General features: G+C 59.4%; 21 protein-coding genes. 6 read left to right on the forward strand and 15 right to left on the reverse strand.

The genetic code is table 11. The features are described 5' to 3' along the window. Positions 1 to 14: 14 nt before the first annotated feature. Positions 15 to 656 carry a LysE/ArgO family amino acid transporter gene (locus O9H32_RS24535; RefSeq protein WP_269868759.1) on the reverse strand — a complete coding sequence of 214 codons (642 nt, stop codon included), beginning with the start codon at positions 654 to 656 and terminating at the stop codon, positions 15 to 17. A gap of 133 nt (positions 657 to 789) precedes the next feature. Between O9H32_RS24535 and O9H32_RS24540 the strand changes: the two genes are divergently transcribed. Continuing rightward, a complete protein-coding gene (locus O9H32_RS24540) occupies positions 790 to 2,241 on the forward strand; it encodes an aminotransferase-like domain-containing protein (RefSeq protein WP_269868760.1) in 1,452 nt (483 codons plus the stop codon). Positions 2,242 to 2,508: 267 nt separating this feature from the next. Here O9H32_RS24540 and O9H32_RS24545 read toward each other — a convergent pair whose 3' ends face one another. Next, positions 2,509 to 3,120 (reverse strand): hypothetical protein, encoded by a 612-nt coding sequence (locus O9H32_RS24545; RefSeq protein ID WP_269868761.1) that lies wholly within the window; start codon positions 3,118 to 3,120, stop codon positions 2,509 to 2,511. A 279-nt stretch (positions 3,121 to 3,399) separates the two neighbouring features. Here O9H32_RS24545 and O9H32_RS24550 point away from each other — a divergent pair, with 279 nt between their 5' ends. The 5 genes from O9H32_RS24550 (at position 3,400) to O9H32_RS24570 (ending at position 6,991) form a co-directional block, all read left to right on the forward strand. After that, entirely contained in the window at positions 3,400 to 4,065 is a 666-nt protein-coding gene (locus O9H32_RS24550) for a stalk domain-containing protein (protein ID WP_269868762.1), read from the forward strand. A 301-nt stretch (positions 4,066 to 4,366) separates the two neighbouring features. Further along, positions 4,367 to 5,410: an alpha/beta fold hydrolase gene (locus tag O9H32_RS24555; RefSeq protein WP_269868763.1), complete on the forward strand. Its 1,044-nt coding sequence runs from the start codon at positions 4,367 to 4,369 to the stop codon at positions 5,408 to 5,410. 67 nt (positions 5,411 to 5,477) lie between these two features. Further along, positions 5,478 to 6,080 carry a TetR/AcrR family transcriptional regulator gene (locus O9H32_RS24560; protein ID WP_269868764.1) on the forward strand — a complete coding sequence of 201 codons (603 nt, stop codon included), beginning with the start codon at positions 5,478 to 5,480 and terminating at the stop codon, positions 6,078 to 6,080. A 37-nt stretch (positions 6,081 to 6,117) separates the two neighbouring features. Next, positions 6,118 to 6,624, forward strand: coding sequence for a GNAT family N-acetyltransferase (locus O9H32_RS24565; protein ID WP_319946950.1), 507 nt, complete (start codon positions 6,118 to 6,120; stop codon positions 6,622 to 6,624). A gap of 154 nt (positions 6,625 to 6,778) precedes the next feature. Further along, positions 6,779 to 6,991 carry a hypothetical protein gene (locus O9H32_RS24570; RefSeq protein WP_269868766.1) on the forward strand — a complete coding sequence of 71 codons (213 nt, stop codon included), beginning with the start codon at positions 6,779 to 6,781 and terminating at the stop codon, positions 6,989 to 6,991. A 200-nt stretch (positions 6,992 to 7,191) separates the two neighbouring features. On the opposite strand, the gene O9H32_RS24575 is transcribed toward O9H32_RS24570, so the two are convergent. The 13 genes from O9H32_RS24575 to O9H32_RS24635 all read right to left on the reverse strand — a co-directional run bounded on the left by O9H32_RS24575 (position 7,192) and on the right by O9H32_RS24635 (position 20,547). Beyond that, the gene (locus tag O9H32_RS24575) at positions 7,192 to 8,259 is read right to left on the reverse strand and encodes a DUF418 domain-containing protein (protein WP_269868767.1); all 1,068 of its coding nucleotides are present in this window, start codon (positions 8,257 to 8,259) and stop codon (positions 7,192 to 7,194) included. Positions 8,260 to 8,271: 12 nt separating this feature from the next. Further along, positions 8,272 to 8,835, reverse strand: a complete 564-nt coding sequence (locus O9H32_RS24580) for a TetR/AcrR family transcriptional regulator (protein ID WP_269868768.1) — start codon at positions 8,833 to 8,835, stop codon at positions 8,272 to 8,274. Positions 8,836 to 8,996: 161 nt separating this feature from the next. Next, positions 8,997 to 10,460, reverse strand: coding sequence for a methyl-accepting chemotaxis protein (locus tag O9H32_RS24585; protein WP_269868769.1), 1,464 nt, complete (start codon positions 10,458 to 10,460; stop codon positions 8,997 to 8,999). Between the two features lie 217 nt (positions 10,461 to 10,677). Beyond that, entirely contained in the window at positions 10,678 to 10,971 is a 294-nt protein-coding gene (locus O9H32_RS24590) for a spore coat protein (RefSeq protein ID WP_269868770.1), read from the reverse strand. A gap of 10 nt (positions 10,972 to 10,981) precedes the next feature. Continuing rightward, entirely contained in the window at positions 10,982 to 11,182 is a 201-nt protein-coding gene (locus O9H32_RS24595; RefSeq protein ID WP_269868771.1) for a hypothetical protein, read from the reverse strand. Positions 11,183 to 11,194: 12 nt separating this feature from the next. Then, positions 11,195 to 12,331 (reverse strand): zinc-dependent alcohol dehydrogenase, encoded by a 1,137-nt coding sequence (locus tag O9H32_RS24600; RefSeq protein WP_269868772.1) that lies wholly within the window; start codon positions 12,329 to 12,331, stop codon positions 11,195 to 11,197. Between the two features lie 18 nt (positions 12,332 to 12,349). Beyond that, complete coding sequence (locus tag O9H32_RS24605; protein WP_269868773.1) at positions 12,350 to 12,709, reverse strand: spore coat protein; 360 nt, start codon at positions 12,707 to 12,709, stop codon at positions 12,350 to 12,352. A 34-nt stretch (positions 12,710 to 12,743) separates the two neighbouring features. Beyond that, the gene (locus tag O9H32_RS24610) at positions 12,744 to 12,983 is read right to left on the reverse strand and encodes a spore coat protein (RefSeq protein ID WP_406627370.1); all 240 of its coding nucleotides are present in this window, start codon (positions 12,981 to 12,983) and stop codon (positions 12,744 to 12,746) included. Between the two features lie 234 nt (positions 12,984 to 13,217). Further along, positions 13,218 to 14,756: a gluconokinase gene (gene gntK / locus O9H32_RS24615; RefSeq protein WP_269868774.1), complete on the reverse strand. Its 1,539-nt coding sequence runs from the start codon at positions 14,754 to 14,756 to the stop codon at positions 13,218 to 13,220. A 25-nt stretch (positions 14,757 to 14,781) separates the two neighbouring features. Then, positions 14,782 to 15,678 carry a phosphogluconate dehydrogenase (NAD(+)-dependent, decarboxylating) gene (gene gnd, locus O9H32_RS24620; protein ID WP_269868775.1) on the reverse strand — a complete coding sequence of 299 codons (897 nt, stop codon included), beginning with the start codon at positions 15,676 to 15,678 and terminating at the stop codon, positions 14,782 to 14,784. A 55-nt stretch (positions 15,679 to 15,733) separates the two neighbouring features. Beyond that, positions 15,734 to 17,080, reverse strand: coding sequence for a GntP family permease (locus O9H32_RS24625; protein WP_269868776.1), 1,347 nt, complete (start codon positions 17,078 to 17,080; stop codon positions 15,734 to 15,736). 76 nt (positions 17,081 to 17,156) lie between these two features. After that, entirely contained in the window at positions 17,157 to 18,803 is a 1,647-nt protein-coding gene (locus O9H32_RS24630) for a response regulator (protein WP_269868777.1), read from the reverse strand. Continuing rightward, the gene (locus tag O9H32_RS24635; protein WP_269868778.1) at positions 18,772 to 20,547 is read right to left on the reverse strand and encodes a sensor histidine kinase; all 1,776 of its coding nucleotides are present in this window, start codon (positions 20,545 to 20,547) and stop codon (positions 18,772 to 18,774) included. The genes O9H32_RS24630 and O9H32_RS24635 overlap by 32 nt, the downstream gene beginning before the upstream one ends. Between the last annotated feature and the right edge of the window lie 22 nt (positions 20,548 to 20,569).

The raw sequence follows: 20,569 nt of genomic DNA on the forward strand, positions 1-20,569 counted from the left end.
GCTTCCGGTCCCCTTCACACGAGGAAGGCAAAAATCATAATCGCCGCGCTCCCCCACATGATCAGGGCGGAAGCCTTGTTCAGCCAGAGGCGCAGGGACGAAGAGAGCCGGCCCGCCAGCCGCCCGGCGCCCGCGAGCAGCAGGAACCATACCCATGATACGAGGATCGCTGCCGAGGCGAACAACACCTTGTCCGCCCCCGCATACTGCAGGGAGCTCGTGCCGATCACGCCGACCGTATCGAGAATCGCGTGCGGGTTGAACAGCGAGACCGAGGCGGCGAACAGAACCTGCCTCCGCACCGGCATCGCCGCCGCCCGCGGCTCCTCTTCTGCGGCTGTCCTCCCCTCCGGTTCTCCTGCGGCATCGGCAGCTATGGCAGGGGTCCGCCATGTCACCAAGCCCATATAGAGGAGGAAGAGGATGCCGGCCAGCACCAGAACCGTCTGCAGCCAAGTCACCGTGAAGATCAGCAGGGAGACGCCGAGCACCGCGAGCAGGATAAGCATCATATCGCAGAGCGCAGCCGTGAGGACGGCGGGGAGCGCCCGGGCGAACCGGGGCTGGGCGGCCCCTTGGTTGAAGATGAACACATTCTGGACGCCGAGCGGCAGAATCAATCCGAAGGCGAGCAGTACGCCATGCCAAAAAGCCAAAACTTATCCCTCCGTACGCAAGGTTATAGCAGCCTTTCCATCATAAAGAGAACTTGGTAGAATTGTCACCAACCAATGCCCGAGAATCATCCCAACCAAGTGGTACATATTACATGAAGAAACAGGTGTCCCTATGGAGATCCACCCTAGCTGGAAACCGGAGAAGTCCTCCGGGCTTCCCTTATACAAGCAGATCGCCGGCTATCTGAGAGAGCGGATCGGCAGCGGCGAGTGGACCGTCGGCTCTGCGATCCCGCCTCAGCGGGATCTCGCGGCACAGTTCGGCGTGAACCGCAGCACGATCGTCACCGCCCTCGAGGAGCTGCGGGCCGAAGGCCTCCTGGAGGGGCAGACCGGGTCCGGCACCCGTGTGCGCAGCACGCCGCAGCCGGGTCCGCCGGACTCCGCGCCCCTCGATTGGAACGCCTATGTGAACCGGGGTATCCACCAGCCGAACCTGCCTGCAGTGCGAGCCATCAACCGGGCGGAGGCCGATCCGTCCATCGTGCGGCTCGGCACGGGAGAGCTGGCGCCCGAGCTTATCCCCTCCGCGATGCTGCAGAGGATGCTCGGCAGCATCGCGCAGCGGCATCTGCCCGGCGGCTACGAGGAGCCCCTCGGCTCTCCCGAGCTGCGCGCCGAGATCAGCCGGCATCTGGCCGGATATGGGATCACGGCGGCTCCCGCCTCCATCCTCATCGTCTCCGGAGCCCTGCAGGCGCTGCACCTGATCTCCATGGGCATACTCCGGCAGGGGTCCACCGTCTTCTTGGAGAATCCCTCGTACCTCCACTCCATCCATGCCATGCCGGCGGTCCATACCCGCATGGTCGGACTTCCGATGGACGACGAAGGACTCCGCCTCGATGAGCTGTCCCGTTATGGGAATGCCATGGAAGGGGCCGTAGTCTACACCATCCCCTCCTTCCACAACCCTACCGGTATCGTCATGTCCGGGCAGCGGCGCGGGGAGGTGCTGCGCTTCTGCCAGGAGCGCCGCCTGCCCCTGCTGGAGGACGACGTCTACCGCGACCTGTGGCTCGATGCCCCGCCTCCGCCTCCGATCAAGGCGCTCGATACCCAGGGCGTCACGCTCTATATCGGCAGCCTGTCCAAAACGCTCTCCCCCGGACTGCGGGTCGGATGGATCGTCGGCCCCCAGCTCGTGATCGAGAGGCTCGCCGATATCAAGATGCAGACCGACTACGGCACGAGCTCCCTCTCCCAGGTCTTGGCCCGTGAATGCCTAGGAGCCGGACTCTATGAGGAGCACCTCCAGCGGGTCCGCACCCAGCTCACCGTACGCCGGGACGCCATGCTGGAAGCGCTGGAGAGGTACTGCCGGGGACTGCTCGAGTGGCGCGTGCCCCAAGGCGGCTTCTACGTCTGGGCCCGGATTCTGACCCGGACGGGAGCGAGGCCGCTGTTCGAGCGCATGCTCAGCCGCGGATTCCTGCTTAACCCCGGTTATGTGTACGGCCCCTCCTGCGAATCGCATCTGCGGCTCTCCTACGCGTATGCCTCGCTTCCCGATATGCAGCGGGGCATACGGGAGCTGGGCGGCCTGCTCCGCGGCGGGCAATAGTACCGCGTCCGCCCGCAGCAGCCTGCAGCATGCGGAGCAGCAGCCTGCAGCATGCGGAGCAGCAGCCTGCAGCATGCGGAGCAGCAGCCTGCAGCATGCGGAGCAGCAGCCTGCAACCAAGAGGGATGATTCCGGTTGGAATCATCCCTCTTGGTTGTTCTTTCAGCCCCGATCCCCGCCGCCCGTACGGTATCGCTTTTCCGTTCCGCCGCAAGAATGGCTTTTCTCTATAGGCACGGCCATTTCCTGAAGGCATGATCCCGGGGACTAAACCTTCTGCAGACTGCTCCGCCGATCCAGGAAGCCCACGAGCACCCATACTGCTGCGGTGACCGCCACGGTGAGGATGGCTGAGCCGCCCGCATGCAGGAGCAGCAGCGGAATCCATACCAGACTAAGCAGGAGATGCACTTTGCGCATCCACACATTGCGGATCCGCGGCATCAGCCATCCGTATCCCGCCAGTGCCGCCAGGATCAAGAAGGCAGCCAGGCCCGTGTAGATCTTGTGATCCTGAAGCTTCGTGACCAGATAATACACGCCATGCACCCCGACCAGCACAAGCGCCGTCCAGCCCATCCATGTATGCAGGCGGCGCAGCAGCCCTCCCGCCGTTCGGACAAACTCCGAGGGAGAGCGGAGCTTCTTCTTGAATCGCAGCCACAGGAAGCTGACCGCCCCGCATACGACAGCCGCCGTTCCCAGCCACTCGAAGAGCTCCCCCTCCTTCTTCCCGCCTTCCGGGGGAAGGCCCCCTCCTCCGCGGGAAGGCCCGGGATGTGTTCCGTTCATCTCCAAATATAGCGAATAGGCCACCAGCAGCAGGCCGGCGATCACAATCAGAATCGCGGGAATCCACACTTTTTTACTCGTTGACATGGCGTAATCGTCACACTCCTCTTTACTTTCCCCCATAGTATCCGCGCAAGATGAACCCTTCATGAAGGTCTGCTGAATGTTGACTGAAGGCGCGTACGGACGGCTCCCGGGACCCTGGCAGAGAGAGGAGCCCCAGGCGGGAATCTATAATTCTATAAATTTATTTAGGGAAGTCCGTTTGGAAGAGATTGCCTTGATATGTTGATTTTTGGCGCATATACTCAGGTAGGAGACGTGAATGTCGCCACACCATGATCTGAAGGGGAGAATATCGACACGATGAAAAAAATGATTGCTTCCGCTATCGGTTTATCCGTATTGTTCGGGGCGAGCGTCGGCGTGTATGCCGGGGCCAATCTTGAAGAGATCAAAGCCTACCTGAACAACGATATAAAAGTGAAAGTGAACGGGAAGACGGTCCAGCTGCTGGACGAGCAGGGCAATGTAGTAACCCCGATTACATACGACGGAAGCACGTATTTGCCTGCCAGAGCGATCGCAAGTTCGCTGGATGTTGCCGTGGATTATGATGCGGTCTCGAACAGTGTGCTCTTCGGAGAAAAAGTGGAGGGCGTACCTGTCAACTCCACGCAAACCTTCTATCAGGCGATAAAAGATCCGAATCAAACGAAATATAAAAACAAGGATTATCAGGAAGTCATCAAAGATACCAGGAACAGCGGATACAACTTTACCTTGAAGCCCGGCAAGAAATACCAAACGCTGTACCTTCAGGTAGCCGCCATCGGGTCCGATGTGGAAGTCAAGTTCGAAGATGATAACAGCCGTCTGCTCAAAACCGAGACCGTTACGGCCGAGGACGGTTTGAAAACCATTGAAGTGAACGTCAGCGGGCAGAATGAAGTTACTGTGTTCTATAAGTATGATAACAATACGGGCGACAACGGCATCTTCATCCCATTAACCACTTCCTACTATAAATAAAAATCATGCAGGAAACGCTGTAAAGACAGAGAGAATCTCCGTCCTTACAGCGTTTTTTTGGCTTGGGACAAGAGAGAACTCCACGTGAGCCGGGCCTATCGCAGGAGACGTCCCGGCCTCCTGCAGGTAGGCCCGGCGGTATACGCCGCATGGCCGGCCGAACGTACGGCATGGGCAGAGGCCGCATCACGACAGTACGGCTATCTCCCCATTGACATATACAGGAAAAAGGATTATTTTAATAATGAGTGATTTACTCATTCAAAAATACTTTTACCTTAAGTAAAGAGGAGATCCAGACATGAGTAAGAACCCCGTCCTGCCGGCGCTGATCTGGCGCAAACGCAATCAGCGCCGGAATGCCCGGATGCTTCGGCTCCACACGCCGAACCGCATCGAACAGAGCCGCTATGTTCCCATCGGCGGAATCGACCAATGGATCACCATCCGCGGCGAGGACCGCCGTAATCCCGTGCTGTTATGGATTCACGGCGGTCCGGCTTCTACGTACTCCATCTTCAGTCCGCTGCTGCGGTCTTGGGAGCGCTCCTTCACCATAGTCCAGTGGGATCAGCGGGGGGCCGGCAAGACGTTCCGCAGGAACGGCAAAAGAGGCTGCGCCCCCCTTACCTTCGACCGCCTGGCCCAGGATGGGCTGGAGGTCGCCGAATATCTGCGGAGCGAGCTCGGACAGCCCAAGCTGATCCTCATCGGCAGCTCCGCAGGGAGCCTGACCGGTGCCCTGATGGCCAAATCCAGACCCGACCTGTTTGCTGCCTATGTGGGAACCGACCAGAATGCCCCCGACCCTGAGCACCTTGCGTACCGGTTGACCTTAGACTCGCTTCGCGCCGCCGGCGACGCCAAGGGCGTTCAATGGATGGAGGCTCTGGGGCCGGACCCCACCAAGTGGAGCCGCGAACAATTCGACCGGCGCAACCGCTGCGCCGTCAAAGCCATCCAAGACGTGCCCAACATGATCACAGATCTTATCCTGCCGTCCATGCTCTCTTCGCCGGACCACAGCCTGCGTGACCTGATCGACATCTTCCAAGGCATGAGCTATTCCCTTGATCATCTCTTCCACGAATTGGCCGCCTTCGACTTCCGGGAGCTCGGCACCCGGTTCGAGCTGCCCTTCTTTATCTTCCAGGGAGATACCGACACCCTTACGCCAACAGCGGCAGCGAAGGCCTATTTCGATGAGATCGAAGCCCCGCACAAGGAATTTGCACTGATCAAGAACGCCGGTCATCTGGCCTGCTTCGCCCGTCCCGACCAGTTCCTCGATGAGCTGCTGACACGGGTGCGCCCGCTGGCCGTCTCTTCGGATAGTCACTTCTAAGGAATGTGGTCTCACCCAATTTATGGTATACTGGAAGAGCACCCCACAAGATCGGAGAAGAAGAACGTTGTCCCCCTTAACCAAGCAGCAGCTGCAAAAAATCCGCGACGACCGCCGGGAGCAGATTAAGCAGGCGGCGCTCAAAGTCTTTGCCCGCCGTGGCATTACAGGAACGAAAACAAGCATGATCGCTGCGGAAGCCGGCATCAGCGAAGGCCTCATGTACCGCTACTTCCATTCCAAAGACGACCTGTTCACCGAGCTCGTAGAGGATTTGTTGGAGGAGGCGGCAAGAGAGATGGGGCAGGCCGCCCACCTCCCCGGAACGCCCTACGAACAGATCCAAGCCTTAACGGAGCAGATGCTTGACGAGAAAAACAAGTACGCCTTCATGCTCATTCAACAAGCCCGAAGGGCAGAACGTCTGCCTTCGAAGGCGGCGGAGATTCTGCAGCAGCATTCCCCCCACTCTCTGATCGACCGGCTCCTCCCTCTCTTCGTTCAAGGACAGCAAGCCGGCCTGTTCTCGGCAGGAGATCCCCGCCAGCTGCTGTCGTGGTACTTTTTCATCATCAACAGCCTCATTATGCAGGAACAAGACCAAGAAGAATACGGTCTGCCGGATCCGGGCGTCTTGATGCGGATGCTGGCAAAGCAAACCAAATCATGAGAAGCGAGGGACCCCTGTGCAGCTCGATACCCCCAGATTGCTTATCCGTGAATTTACCAAAAACGACTGGAAAAGTGTGCATACCTACGCATCCGATCCGTATGTTACGAAACATATGATCTGGGGACCGAACACCGAAGAGGAGACCCGCTCCTACATTGAGCAGCAGATCGCAAAGCAGACGGAAGCCGGCCGGACCGATTACGAATGGGCCGTCCAACTCAAAGAGTCAAATGCGCTGATCGGCGGATGCAGCTTGTATATCAAGGATACGAACGCCGAAATCGGATACTGCTTCCATCCCCGCTATTGGGGAAAAGGGTATGCGTCGGAGGCTTCGGGGGCCCTGCTCCGGCTTGCATTCGGAGAGCTAGGGATTCACCGGGTGTATGCTACCTGCCGTCCCGCCAACACCGCCTCCTCCCGCGTTCTGCAACGCATCGGAATGAAACTGGAGGGGCATCTCAGGGAGCATTTACGCTGCAAGGGATCATATCACGATTCTTACCTCTTCTCGATCCTGGCAAGCGAGTATACCGTCTGACGAACATGCTTATCGGCCCCTCTCCCAACCGTCCCTCAACATAGACCCGCCCCTCCGCCCAATCCTTTACCGAAGCCAGCCCGGATTCACCGCGAATTCATCTCACCTACCCTGCCTATGTTTCAAATCTGGAAGTAAAGTGTAAATAAAGAAGGTGAAGACGATAACCAACGGCAAAGACAGCATGGAAGACATACTCCCCGAAAGTGAGGTCAAGACCATGATTCCATCCCCTGCGAACAACGACACCTTTTTTACAAGCATCGATGATATCATCAATTTCTACTCCAGCCAGCATCAGGAGGCGGACAGCCAAGAGACGGACCTGGATCCCCATACAAAGACAAGCGTCAAACGGCCCGACTAACCGCGTCGGAGGCGCCCCGGGCGCCTTATCCGCCTTACATACTTAATCGATCATATAGCCAAATCGTTGTGCCTACCCTGCAAAGGACGGCAACCCATAGACCCGTTCGAGGGCGCTGCCTTCGAGCGGGTCCATTGGTGTTGGTACGCCTGCGCACCTCTATCCTGCCTTTCCTCTACAGCCATTTCCCCGCGTCTGCCTTACAGCTTCCGCATCAAGGCCTCCAGCGGCCCTCTGCCGAACCGCTGCTGCCATGCCAAGGAGAAGAGCACCGCTCCCGCGAAGAAGCCTGCTCCGTATAAGAGCGCAAATGGCAGCGATCCGTTCTCGAGTACGCCGAGCAGCTCAAGAAAGCCGAGCCCTGCAAGGACATGCAGCACATAATGGGTCAACGCCATCTGCCCCGCCGGAACCAGCGCACGAACTGGCAGACGAGCGCGGAACTGGTCTGCGGCATCCAAGCAGAGTGCGATCACTGCGACAGCCGTACCGCCGGCGGAGATCATGTAGAAGAGGCCGGGGGGCATCGGCTTCGTGCCGAACAAATAGTCTGCCGCTTCCCCTCCGAGCTCCGCATTCAGCCCTGTCCTCAGAAGCCATGCCAGCCCTTCCGCCCCCAGGCCTGCCGCAAGACCCATGACCAGCGCTTTACGTCGGACGGCAGTTTCGTTCAAGGGCCACCTGCCGGCTGCCATCCCGGCCAGGAAGAACGCAAACCAGGGCAGTACAGGATGGTAGCCGTTGAACCACAAGTTCCGCAGGAACCCTTCCGCGCTCCAGAAATCCAGGTACGCATGAAACGAGGGATCCCACCCCGTCCGGTAATCCAGCAGAAGCAGCAGTCCTTGGGAGAGGGCCAGCAGCAGCGCCGCAAGCCCTGTCAACAGCCGGGTGGAAGCCTGGATGAGAAAAGAAGCCATGAACAAAAACAACGCGTAATAGTGCAGGATGTCCGCGCTCCAGCCCAGCAGCAGAAGCCCGAAGCCCAGCAGGAGCAGATAGAGCGATCTCTTCCAGACGAGTATCCGGCTCTTCTGCAGCTCGCCCGGCTCTCCCAGCCGTGCCCGGCGCGTCATCAAGGAGAAGCCGATGCCGGCAAGCATGACGAACAGGGCGGAAGCCCGGCCTTCCAGCACCCCCGCAAGCTCGACGAGCCAGGAGGGGCCTCCGTTCTCGGCCGCCATGGCCAGCTTATAGTTGACAAGAATCATGCCGAGAATCGCCAGCGCCCGGGCCAAGTCCAGCCCAGTCAAGCGTTCACCGCTCATCTTCGTTCCTCCTTAGCGGAGCACTTGCTCCACGTTATAATTCCATAAGGCCTCATAGTCGAACTCGATACCCAGCCCCATGTAATTGTCGATCTGATCCACGATCATCGTGAGCTGTTCGGCCTTCACCTGAAGCCGGCTGTGATCCACCAGTCCGAGCCGCACGCCATGCTCAAGCAGGCTCCGGAAGCCGCTGGCATACGTGTCGATCACGGATTTCATCGCGGCGAGGATGCTCTCGTCCCTTGTGCTTTGGATCATGAATTCCTTCATGAGCAGGGAATAGTCGGGGTCGCTGTGCTGGTCCCGGATCATGCGCAGGCCGCAGCGGACCAGCTGTTCCCTGAAGTTCTCCGCATCGAATTCCTCCAACACAAAATAACGCTCGAACCGGATCTCCCGGCACACCTCGTGCAGCAGTGCGGAGAAAAGTGCCTCCTTCGACGGAAAGTAGTAGTACACGGCAGGCTTCGTAATGCCTACTTCTTTGGCAATCATAGACAAGCTCGTCTTCTCGAATCCATGGCGCGCGAAGAGACGGTAGGCTGTCGTCAATATGAGTTCTTGCGTTGACATGAGGGCCCCTCCTATTTTACTTACCGGTAGGTAAATAATAAATCGAACAAAGAACAAATGCAAGGTTTTTCAAATCACTAAAGGCGGCAGCGCACAAAGCGGCCCTCCCGGGTGAATCCGGGAGGGCCGCTGCTTGTGGTGCTTATAAACTTAGAATCCTTCTACTCCGCCGCACGGTTCAAATCGGCAATGAGCTGCTCTAGTTCCTTAAAGCTGTTTACGATCTGGTCCATCATGGCGTTCTGCTCTTCGACGCTTGCCAGAATCTCTTCCGCCGCCGCGCTGGATTGCTCGGTAACCCCAGAGATGGATGTGACTTCCATGACAATCTCGCCGGACGATTTGCCGATATCGGTCGTCTTGCCTTCCACTTCCTCCGCCTGCTGCAGTACTTGGTGCGTGTTGTCCGCAATCTGGCGGAGCAAGTCTTCGGTCTGCCGTGCCGATCCGATGCTGTCTTCAAGCGCCTTCTTGCCGCCGGCCACCTGGCCGGTCAGACGCTCCGTGCGCTCCCGGATGCTGCTCAAGATCTGCGTGATGGCCACAGCGGACTGCGAGGAGTTCTCCGCCAGCTTCCGTACTTCGGAGGAAACAACCGCGAAGCCCCGTCCGTGCTCACCTGCTCTCGCAGCCTCAATCGCCGCATTCAAGGCAAGCAGGTTGGTCTGGTTCGCCATATCCTGGATCGTCGTGAGAATGGTACCGATCTGTTCGTTCTCCTTGTTGAGCTCCTGCATATCCCCGTAGATTGTATCGACAATGGAGTCGGCCTGGTTGATCTTGCGGGTGAGGTCCCCGATCTGTTCGTTGCCCTGTACCGTTACCCTGCCTGTCTCGGACGAGAGCTGACGCATCGTCTGCGAGTTGCGCGCCACATCCTGAATGTCCTCATTGGACTTTTTCATGAGCTCGTTGATATCGCCCACGCTGATTGCCTGGGCCTCGATCCCTTGAGACACTTCGCTGAAGCCGAGATTGACTTCGCGGGAGATCTTCTGGGTAACGGCCACTTTCTCCTGAAGCTGCCGGTTAAAGCCGTTCAGCGTAGTCAGCGCGTCCTGCACCTGCTGGAGCATCGCCTCGCTCTTCATCTTCGCTTCAGTTGCCTCGCGGTTGCGCGAAGCAATATCCCTCAGCATCTTCTCCGTCAACCGTACCACCGTGATGCACACGATCACGATGATCATGAAGCTGAACGTGCCGCTGACGAGGAATTGTACCGGATTCAGCACCGAGAACCCGCTGCTGATCAGCGTGGTCAAGAAAATGAAGACAGAGGTGACAGCCACAGGCCGATAGCTTGGATACAAGGCTGGCAGCACCGCAAGCACGATAGGCAGCGTCGGATCCACGGACTTCGCTACGATGGCGCCGATATAGAACAGAACGAATGCAGCCGATGCAATATAGGCCGTGAGGCGCGCCAAGTGCTTGAAGCGGGACAGCACCGTAATGACGACGCCGGCCACCAGCATGACGATATTGGCGGCAGCAAGCTGGAGTCCGCCGCTGAGGGCGCTGATCATGATAATGGGAACGAGAGCGAAAATCCAAAAGAGGATGAGGACCACTTTGTTGCGCTGAAAGTAAGCTTCCGTTAGCTGCTGCTGCTGTTCTTGATTCATCGCGGTTTCTCCTTTTTCTGCCAGTAACAGGCATTAGAATACTGATATGCTCTTACTATCGGCAGGAAGAATCCCGCGAGTTATAGGGAGCGCAAAAAAGTGAGACAGAACCGCAAGCAAACCTCCTTCCCCGAAGAACGCCAAAAAGGCTTCGCCGGCGCCCGAATCGCCCTGCAAAGCCTTTTGTACTGAGATTCCGCCTCTGCCCCAACCGCTGCTAGGTCAGTTTCAATGCCGTTTGAATATTCGCCAGGTCCAAGGAGATCTGCTCCGTCACATCATGGGGATGGTAGAAGCCGCGCTCCACCATATAGGTCGAGATCTGCTCGTGCAGCAGGATCGCTTCATTGAGATGCTGCGTCAAGACCGCTTTGATCTCCGGCGTGGCCGTCTCCGTCACCGCCATCGCGTAATTGCGGACACCGCTCTTCGCCGCGATGAGCAGATCCATGGCGATCACCTGGTCCGTCATCGTGCTCATGCCGGTTAGATGCTCGAGAATCGTGTTCATGGCTTCCCTCCTACGTCGTCGCTTTGGACAACAAGTTCTTCAGATCCTGAAGCTGCCGGACCGACAGCGCCACATCCTGCTGCATGATGCTCTTGAGCGCCTCGTCGGACACAAGCGCCTGCATCGTCTGGGATTTGGTCATACAGATGGTCTTGAATGCGGCAATCTCATGAAGCTCCAATACTTCGTGCAGTGCGTACGGCTGCTGCATTCCTTTCACCTCCTACGGCTTCAAGACGACTTTGATGCAGTCATCCGTCTTGGTATCGAAGATTTCATAGCCGCGCTTCGCCTCGGTGAGCGGGAGCACATGGGTGACGATGTCGCCCGGGTCAATCTTGCCTGTTGCCACAAGGTCGTACATATGCGGCATATAATGAACCACCGGCGCTTGACCGGTCCGCAGGTTAACATTGCGCTGGAAAATGTCGCCGAGCGGGAACCCGTTGTATCTCCCGCCGTAGACGCCCGTCACTTGAATCGTGCCGCCTTTGCGCACCGCTTGGGAGGCGATGACCAGCCCGCCCATCGCGCCTCCCTGCAGCTTCAGTCCCGAAGCGAGGAATTCAAGCGGCGACATCTTCCCGCTCATCCCTACGCAGTCGATGACGACATCGGCTCCGCCCTTGGTGATTTCCTTGAGATAGCCCCCGATGTTCTCCTGGGATTCAAAATTGACGATCTCCACTCGGTTGACCCGCTTCGCATGCTCGAGACGATAGCCGACATAATCGACCGCGATGACCCGCCCCGCCCCCTTCAGCCAGGCGAACTTCTGGGCGAACAAGCCTACGGGACCGCAGCCCAGCACAATGACGGTATCCCCCGGCTTGACGCCCGCATTGTCTACGGACCAGAAGCCGGTCGACATGGCATCGGCGATCACGACGAGCTTCTCATCCTCCACTTCGTTGCTCTCCGGTATCTTGAACGAGGAGAAGTTCGCATAGGGGACCCGCAGATACTCCGCTTGGCCGCCCGCATATCCGCCCGTCGTCTCCGAATACCCGAGGAATCCGCCCATGTCCCCGTGCGGATTCGAATTGTCGCACTGGCTCTCGAGCTCGTGCGTGCAGTAGTGACAGTGGCCGCAGGCGACGTTGAACGGAATGATCACCCGGTCGCCCTTCTTGACCTTGGTCACTTCCGGACCCACTTCCTCCACGATCCCGAGCGGCTCGTGGCCGATGATGAAATCCGTCGGCATATTCGGGATCATGCCGTGAATGAGATGCAGATCGGATCCGCAGATGGCCGTAGCCGTCAGCCGGATGATCATATCATCCGGCTTCTCGATCTTCGGGTCGGCGACCTCCTTGACCTCGATATTCTTAATGCCTTGATACGTAACGGCTTTCATGACGGCGTTCCTCCGATATTATTTATTGGGTGTGGCGAACATGCCTTGCCGCGATGTATCTTCGGGGAACAGCTGCAAACCGGCAATCTGAACCGTCGTTTGGGCCGATCTCATGTCCATCTCGTGCTGCTCCGGCAGGTTGTATACATGCAGCCAGCCCTTGTCCAGCATGAGCAGCGAAATCTCCTCATGCAGCGCCAGCGCCTGATTGAGCTGGCTCCGGACAACGGCACGGGCTTCCGGCGTGATGCACTCGGTCAGCGCGACGGCATAGCTGTGCACGCCGTTCTTCGCCGCCATCAAAAAATCGAGCGCGAACATGCTGTCCGCCATCTTCGGCATCCCCTCCGAGTTGCGGGGATCAAGATAATCTTCCATGTCCGGTCTCCTCCTTCTAAGTAGGGCCGTAATTTTATTGAGTAATCGAATGGACGGGAGCAAAGGGGGCATTCACATAAAGGCCCTGCAGCTCTTGAATGGCCTGCACGGACTGCTCGACATCCTTCTGCATCAGGGCCTTCAGGTCCTTATCGAACACGAGGCCCTGCATCATTTTAGATTTGGTCAGGCACAATGTCTTAAAGTTCAGCAGCTCATGAATCTCCAGCGATTCGTGCGGTGCCAAGCGGTTCGGCGTCACTAGTTTCTTCACCTCCAATACCCTTCGAACACAGGTATTGTTCCCTTGGATTCCCCCTTCATACGGGTGCGGACCCAATCAAGGAGCGGGCTCCGAAGCGGAGCGGAAGGGATACCACCGTGAACGGAACAGCGGCATGGGCAAGTTCTGCGGCCCCATGAACAAAAAGGCTGCCAGCGATTCCTCGGGGGAATCGGCTGACAGCCTTGGGGGTCCAGCACTTACACAGCAGCGCCGCACAGCGCATTACATCCATTTCTTCTGGAAGGCGGCAATATGGCCGTACTCTTCCTTGAGCAGCCGCGATAACCGCACATAGATGCGGCTCAGCTCCTGATAAGCCGGCACGTTCTCCGGGTTCGGCGTATGACGGTGGGAGCCTCCGACCATACCCGACACGGCCTCAAGCGAGTCGATCTCGCCGAGCCCGTACATGCCGAGGACGACGGCGCCGAGGCACGAGCTCTCGACGCTGACGGGCACGTGCACCTCTTGGTCGAAGATGTCGGCCATCATCTGGCGCCACAGCTCCGAGCGGGCGAAGCCGCCGGTCGCCTGAATGCGGTTCGGCTGGCCTATGAGCTCTTGCAGCGCCAAGAAGACGGAATAGAGGTTGTAGATGACCCCTTCGAGCACCGCCCGGATCATGTGCTGCTTCTTGTGGTGCAGGCCGAGCCCGAAGAAGGATCCCCGGGCATTGGCATCCCACAGCGGCGCCCGCTCGCCTGCCAGGTACGGGTGGAAGATCAGGCCGTCCGCGCCCGGCTTCACCCGGGAGGCGATCTCCGTGAGCACCTCGTAAGGGTCCTTGCCGAGCAGGGCGGCGGTCTCCATCTCGGAGACGCAGAGCTGGTCGCGGACCCAGCGGAAGATCATCCCTCCGTTGTTGACGGGGCCGCCGATCACCCAGTGCTTGTCCGTCAGGGCATAGCAGAAGATCCGCCCCTTCGGATCGGTCACCGGCCGGTCCGTGACGCTGCGGATGGCGCCGCTCGTGCCGATCGTCACCGCCACGGTCCCCGGAGCGATCGCACCGACACCGAGGTTCGACAGGACGCCGTCGCTCGCTCCGACGACGAACGGAAAATCGGCGGGAACCCCCATCTCGGAAGCCCATTCCGCCGGCAGGCCGGAGAGGGAATACGTTGTCGGCACCGGTTCCGAGAGACGCTCAGGCGTCACGCCGGCCACGTCCAGAGCCTCCTCATCCCAAGCCAGCGCAGCAAGATTGAACAAGCCCGTAGCCGAGGCGATGGAATAGTCGATCACGTACCGGCCGAACAGCCGGAAGAAGACATATTCCTTGATCGAGATGAACTTGTGCGTCCGGCCGAAGAGATCCGGCTCGGCATGCCGCAGCCACGTCAGCTTGGAGAGCGGCGACATTGGATGCAGCGGCGTACCGGTGCGCAGGTAGATCTGGTGGCCGTTCATCTCCCCGCGGATCCGCTCCGTCCAGGCCGCGCTCCGGTTATCCGCCCAGGTGATGCACTTCGTCAGCGGCTGGCCGGCGGCATCCACGGCAATCACACTGTGCATGGCCGAGCTGAACGACACGCAGAGCAGGTCGCTTGGCAGGATGCCGCTCTTCTGCACCGCATATTTGACCGTAGCCGTTACGGCGCGGAAGATCTCGTCCGGATCCTGCTCCGCAATCGCCGGCTTCGGCGAGTGGAGCGGATACTCAATGTTATGGCTTGCGATCAGAACCCCTTCCGTGTTGAAGAGGACGGACTTCGTGCTCGTCGTCCCGATATCGACGCCGATGACATATTTCTTGGTCACAAGGCTTTCCTCCTCCCGCTATCCTTCAAGGGCGTACAACGGCGTGGCCGCCGAATTCGTTGCGCAGGGCAGCCACCACCTTGCCCGAGAAGGTATCTTCCTCCTGCGAACGATAGCGCATCATCAGGGACAAGGCGATGACCGGCGCGGCCGCCCCGTAATCGAGCGCGGTCTCCACTGTCCATCGTCCTTCGCCCGAAGAGTGGGCTACCCCTCTCAGTCCGCTGAGGCCCGGGTCCTTCGAGAAGGCCCGCTCCGTGAGCTCCATGAGCCACGAGCGGATCACCGACCCATGGTTCCACACCCGGGCCACGCCTTCGAAGTCGAAGTCATAGGGACTCTTCTCGAGGAGTTCGAAGCCTTCCGCGATCGACTGCATCATCCCGTATTCGATGCCGTTGTGAATCATCTTCAGGAAATGCCCGCTGCCGCTCTCTCCCGCATACAGCCAGCCGTTCTCGACGCTGATGCCGCGGAACAGCGGTTCTACGGTACGGAACGCTTCCGGATCGCCGCCCACCATGGCGCAGATGCCGTGCCGGGCCCCTTCAGTCCCGCCGCTCGTCCCGACATCGAGGAAGAAGATTCCCTTCTCCCGGAGCTCGCCCGCCCGGCGTACCGAGTCCTTGTAGTGCGAGTTGCCGCCGTCGAGCACGATATCCCCGGGAGAGAGGTGAGGCGCCAGCTCACCGATCACCTTCTCCGTAAGCTCACCGGCCGGCACCATCAGCCAGATCACCCGCGGCGCACTCAGCCGCTCTGCCAGCTCCCGCAGGGAGGCGGCGCCTGCCGCCCCAGCCTGCAAAGCCTGTAGGGCCGCTGAGGCGTTCACATCATAGGCCGTCACTTCGTGGCCGTGCTCCAGCAGATTGTAAGAGAGCTGCAAGCCCATTTTACCGAGTCCCACTAATCCCAGTTTCATTTCTCTTCGTGCTCCTTCCGAACATTCCCGTTCTCTATATATACCCAACTTTGAATTAAACGAATAGATTCAACGCCATGATCAAGGCAAGGGCAGCTACCGAGATGATCGTCTCGAGCGCCGTCCAGGTCAGCAGCGTTTCTTTGACGGTCATGCCAAAATATTCTTTGATGAGCCAGAAGCCCGAATCGTTGACGTGCGAGAGGATCAGCGACCCCGCCCCCGTCGCAAGCACGAGCAGCTCGGGACTGACGCCCGGCATCGATGCCGCAATCGGAGCGACGATACCCGCTGCCGTCATCATGGAGACCGTAGCGGAACCGGTAGCGACCCGGATCATAGCCGCGATGCCCCAGCCGAGGAGAATCGGCGAGATCTCAGAGGCCTTCGCGAGCTCCGCGATATAGTTCCCGATGCCTGAATCGAGCAGCACCCGGTTGAACGCGCCGCCTGCGCCGATCACGAGCAGAATGGTCGCCGTCGGCGCCAGACAGTCGTTCGAGAATTTCAGCACCTTCTCGCGGGAGACTCCTCTCGCATAGCCGAGGCTGAAGAACGAGTAGACCGTAGCGATCAGAAGCGCAACGACCGGATCCCCGAGGAACTTGAACGCTTGGAAGAGCGTCGTGCCCTTCGGGAGGAACAGGTCGGCGATCGTAGCGATAAGCATCAGGAAGACGGGTACCAGGATCGTGAAGACGGTGTTCCAGAAGCCGGGCAGTTCCTTGGCAGTGGCGTTCTCCGTCAGCTGCTCGCCCATCTCCTTCGGAATTTCCTTATGTATCTTGCTGCCGATCCAGTTGCCGTAGAGGGGACCGGCCAGGATCGCAGTCGGAAGTCCGACGATCAGAGAGTACAAGATCGTGCGGCCCACGTCCGCTTTGAAGATATCGACTGCAGCCATCGCCGCCGGATGCGGCGGCACAAGGCCGTGAACCACGGACAACCCCGCGACCAGCGGCACGCCGATCTTTACCAGCGATACGCCCGTTTGTCTGGCGATCGTGAAGACAAGCGGAATCAGCAGGACGAACCCGACCTGGAAGAACACGGGGATACCGACGATGAATGCGACGAACATCATCGCCCAGTGGACGTTGCGTACGCCGAACAAGCCGATGAGGGTCTTCGCGATCCGTTCGGCACCGCCGGACTCCGCCATCATTTTGCCGAGCATCGTACCGAGCGCCAGCACAATCGCCAGGAAGCCGAGCGTGTTGCCCATCCCGGTCTTGATGGAATCGATAATGCCCGGCGTTTTGTCTACCGCGAACAGCGGCATGCCGGCAGCCAGACCTACACCGATCGCGGTAACGATCAAGGAGACGAACGGATTGAGTTTCACGACGGTAATCAGCAGCAGCAGCGCCGCGATCCCCGCCAGCACGATAAATAACAGCATGAGGGTCAACCTCCTATGTGTGATTGGGATTCCCCGGAATGACGCGGAGGGCGGCTTCATCCTCCACCCGCTTCGCTTACGTATGCCGCTCCCTGTATTCCTGGGGCGTCATCCCGAATGTTTTTTTGAATGCGTGATTGAACGAATGCGGCCGCAGGTACCCCAGCCTCTCCGCAATCTCATAGATTTTGTCCGGAGAGGTCTTCAGCAGGTATTCCGCCTTCTCCATCCGGACCCGGTTCACATAATCGCTGAGATTCTCCCCGGTCTCCAGCTTGTAGATCTTGGAGACGTAGACCGGGTGGCGCCGCACATGGTCAGCTACGGTCTGCAGGGACACGTCGCGGTCCAGCCGCTCCTGCGTGAAGGCCTGAATCCGCCGGATCAGGGAGGTCCGCGAATCCCGCGTCTCCTGCTCCATGTCCCCGCGGATCCGCCCGAGCGCACGGAGCGTCCACTCCTTCAAGGCGCCGGCGGAGCGGAAGGGCTCGCCCTCCGCCATCCGGTCGAAGTCTTCGCCGATCAGCGCGGACAGCGGCCGTCCGTTCTTATGCGCGATGTAGGCGTAGGCCGAAGCGATCGTGAAGTAGACCTCGAGCACATGCTCCTGCGTATCGGACCCTTCCGCTTCCATGACGCCGAAGATCGCCCGCAGCTTCTCTTCGATCTCGTCCCACCGTGCCGCTTCAAGCAGATGGATGAGCGCGGGAGGCTCATAGAGGCTCTGCAGCGAGCGGATCTCCTGGGGCTGGGGGTCGTCCTCCAGCCGGGTGAAGAGCTCCCGTTCGCTGCCGATTCGTCTGCGAAAGGCCGCTACCGACCGGTTGTACAGCGTCGGAACCTCTTCCGGGAAGCGGCCGCGGGAGCCTACCAGGATGGAGATGCGGCCTCCGAGGTACGTGCTTACCGCCGTCTGCAGGGAGGCGGCCGTCCGTTCGAACCACAGAGGATCGGGATTCTCCCCCTCCCCGCCGTCCTCCCTCCCCGCTTCTCCCGGCCGCGGCGCCATGACGAACACGAGATAATCATGGGCGTCCTTCGTATGCCAGATTGTATACCGGCCCCCGAACAGCTCCTCCGCCATATTGCCCACGGCATATTCCACCCAGTAGAGATCCTGGGAATCCCTCTGACCGAAGGGCTCTTCAAGCCGGATCATCATGAGGTCGAAGGTGCAGCCTGTGAACTCCGGGAGTCCGAGCGCCGCCATTTTGCCGAGCAGCACGGAGGCAGTCCAGCGCCTCCCTTGGAGCAGATCGTGCAGCAGGTTGGCGCGCAGCAGGGGAAGGTTCTCCTTCAGCGTATAGGTCATGCGCTGGAGGGAGATGACCTGCTCCCACTCGCTGCGGAGCTTGGCCAGCACCCGCCGGACTGCCGTGAGCAGATCCTCCTCCTTCACGGGCTTCAGCAGATAATCCTCCGTCTGGTATAGGATGGCCTCCTTAGCATAATTAAAGTCGGAGTAGCCCGAGAGCAGCACGCACTTGGTCTTCGGCCACCGCCTGCGGATCTGTGCGATGAGCTCCAGCCCGCTCATGCCGGGCATCTTGATATCCGTAATGACGATATCGATGGAGAACTGCTCGAGCAGTTCTACCGCTTCCGGGCCGGAGTAAGCTTTGTAGACGTGCTCTACGCCGTTCCCCTTCCAGTCGATCGTCGCCGCGAACCGGTCCACCACATGCGCTTCGTCATCCACGATGAGCAGCTGTGCCATCCGCATCCCCTCCTTCCTCCTGCGCCTTCATATGGAGCCTGGGCGTACGGTTCCACACCAGAATGGCCCGGAGCCCCCCGCCGGCAGCGGGCTCGAAGGTCAGGCCGGCGCCCTCCCCGAACCCCATCTGGAGCCGGCGGTGCACATTCCACGTCCCGCATCCCATGTCTCCCGCCTCCTCCTCCTGTAGTCCCGCTTTCATCTCCCGGAGCTTCGCTTCCGTCAGAGCCGCGCCGTTGTCTTCGACGATCATGCGGTTGTACTCCCCATCCTGCTCCCCGGTGATCCAGATCGCGCCTCCTCCGGCCCGGGCTTCGATCCCGTGGACGACCGCATTCTCCACGATCGGCTGCAGCAGCAGCCGGGGTACGGGCTCGCCCATCATCTCCTCAGGCACCTGGACCGTATACTCGAGCCGGTGCATGCGCAGATGGTGAATGCTGAGGTAATGCCCTACGAGCTCCAGCTCGTCTCTCAGGGTGACCTGCTGGTTCTCCACCCTTGTCGTATACCGGTAATACTCCGCCAGATGGTGGGCCATCGCCGTGACGCTGTCCCGGTCATCGAGCATGGCGGAATTGATGATGAAGAACAGCGAGTTATACAAAAAGTGCGGATTGATCTGCGACTGCAGCTGCTTCAGCGTCGCTTCCCGGGAACGGAGCTTCTCCGTGTAGACGTCTTCGATCAGGCGCTGTATCTGCTCGGCCATCTCGTTATAGTGTCCAATCAGATCGTCGAACTCGTTGTCCGCGCGGTACGCGATCCGCGAGGAGAGATCCCCCTCCTTCATCCGGCGGACGCCGCGGATCAGATTCCGGATCGGCAGCTGGACATTGCGGTACAGCAGATAGGAAGCGGCTGCACCGGCGGCCAGCAGGACGGCCGCCGCACCGTAGAACCAGCTGCGTGCGCTCGCGATCGGCGCCAGAACCTTCTCTAGCGGCACATAATCCACCAGATACCAGCCGAGCTGCCGTGACTTCACATAGCTGACCAGGTACGCTTCCCCCTGGATCTCCACCGTGCGCTGTCCGGCATCCGGCAGCGGCCCGGAAAGCACATCGCGGATGATCGAATCCATAACCTCCCGTGACGGCGTACTGTTCCAGATCGGGGGATGGTCCTTGTGATACAGAAACGGGTCGTTGCTCTTATCTTTCTTGTAGATATCGAGCAGGTCGCTGATATTCTGGGCGGGGAAGCCTACCTGGAAGAGCGAGTCGGCTGCCGAGGCCGTCCGGGCTCCCGCCGGTTCCACGATCTCCCGGTAGAAGGTAGGGACCCGCCGGCCCCGCGATTCGTCTTCGCCGTACGTCCACTTCTTGCGAATCTCTGCTTCCCAAGGCCAGTCTCCGCTCCCATTGATGAAAATGTTCGAGGAGAACACGGTTTTCCGTGACGGAATCACGAACGTAACGTCATTGGACCAGGAGCTCGATACGCTCTGCAGACCCAGCTTCTCCGTCACTCGGGATTCCGCCTTCAGCCGGCTGCCTTCCGTGCCGTTCTCCCCGCCTTCGATGAACTCACGCACATAAGGATCATGTCCCAGCACCACGGGCAGCATCGACAGATTCTCGATATGGCCGTCGAGCTGATAGAGAAAGAATGACAATTGATTGAGATTCGATGACCTCAGCTGCTCTTCCACTACCCCGGTGGCGATCCGGTTCGAGTGTCCGTACAAGAGCAGCACCGGGACCAGGAGCAGCACCAGGGTAAGGAGCATCCGGCCGAATAGCGTCATCCGGTTTCGGTTCCGGAGGGGA

Source organism: Paenibacillus caseinilyticus, assembly GCF_027533645.1.
GTDB classification, from domain to species: Bacteria; Bacillota; Bacilli; order Paenibacillales; family NBRC-103111; genus Paenibacillus_G; species Paenibacillus_G caseinilyticus.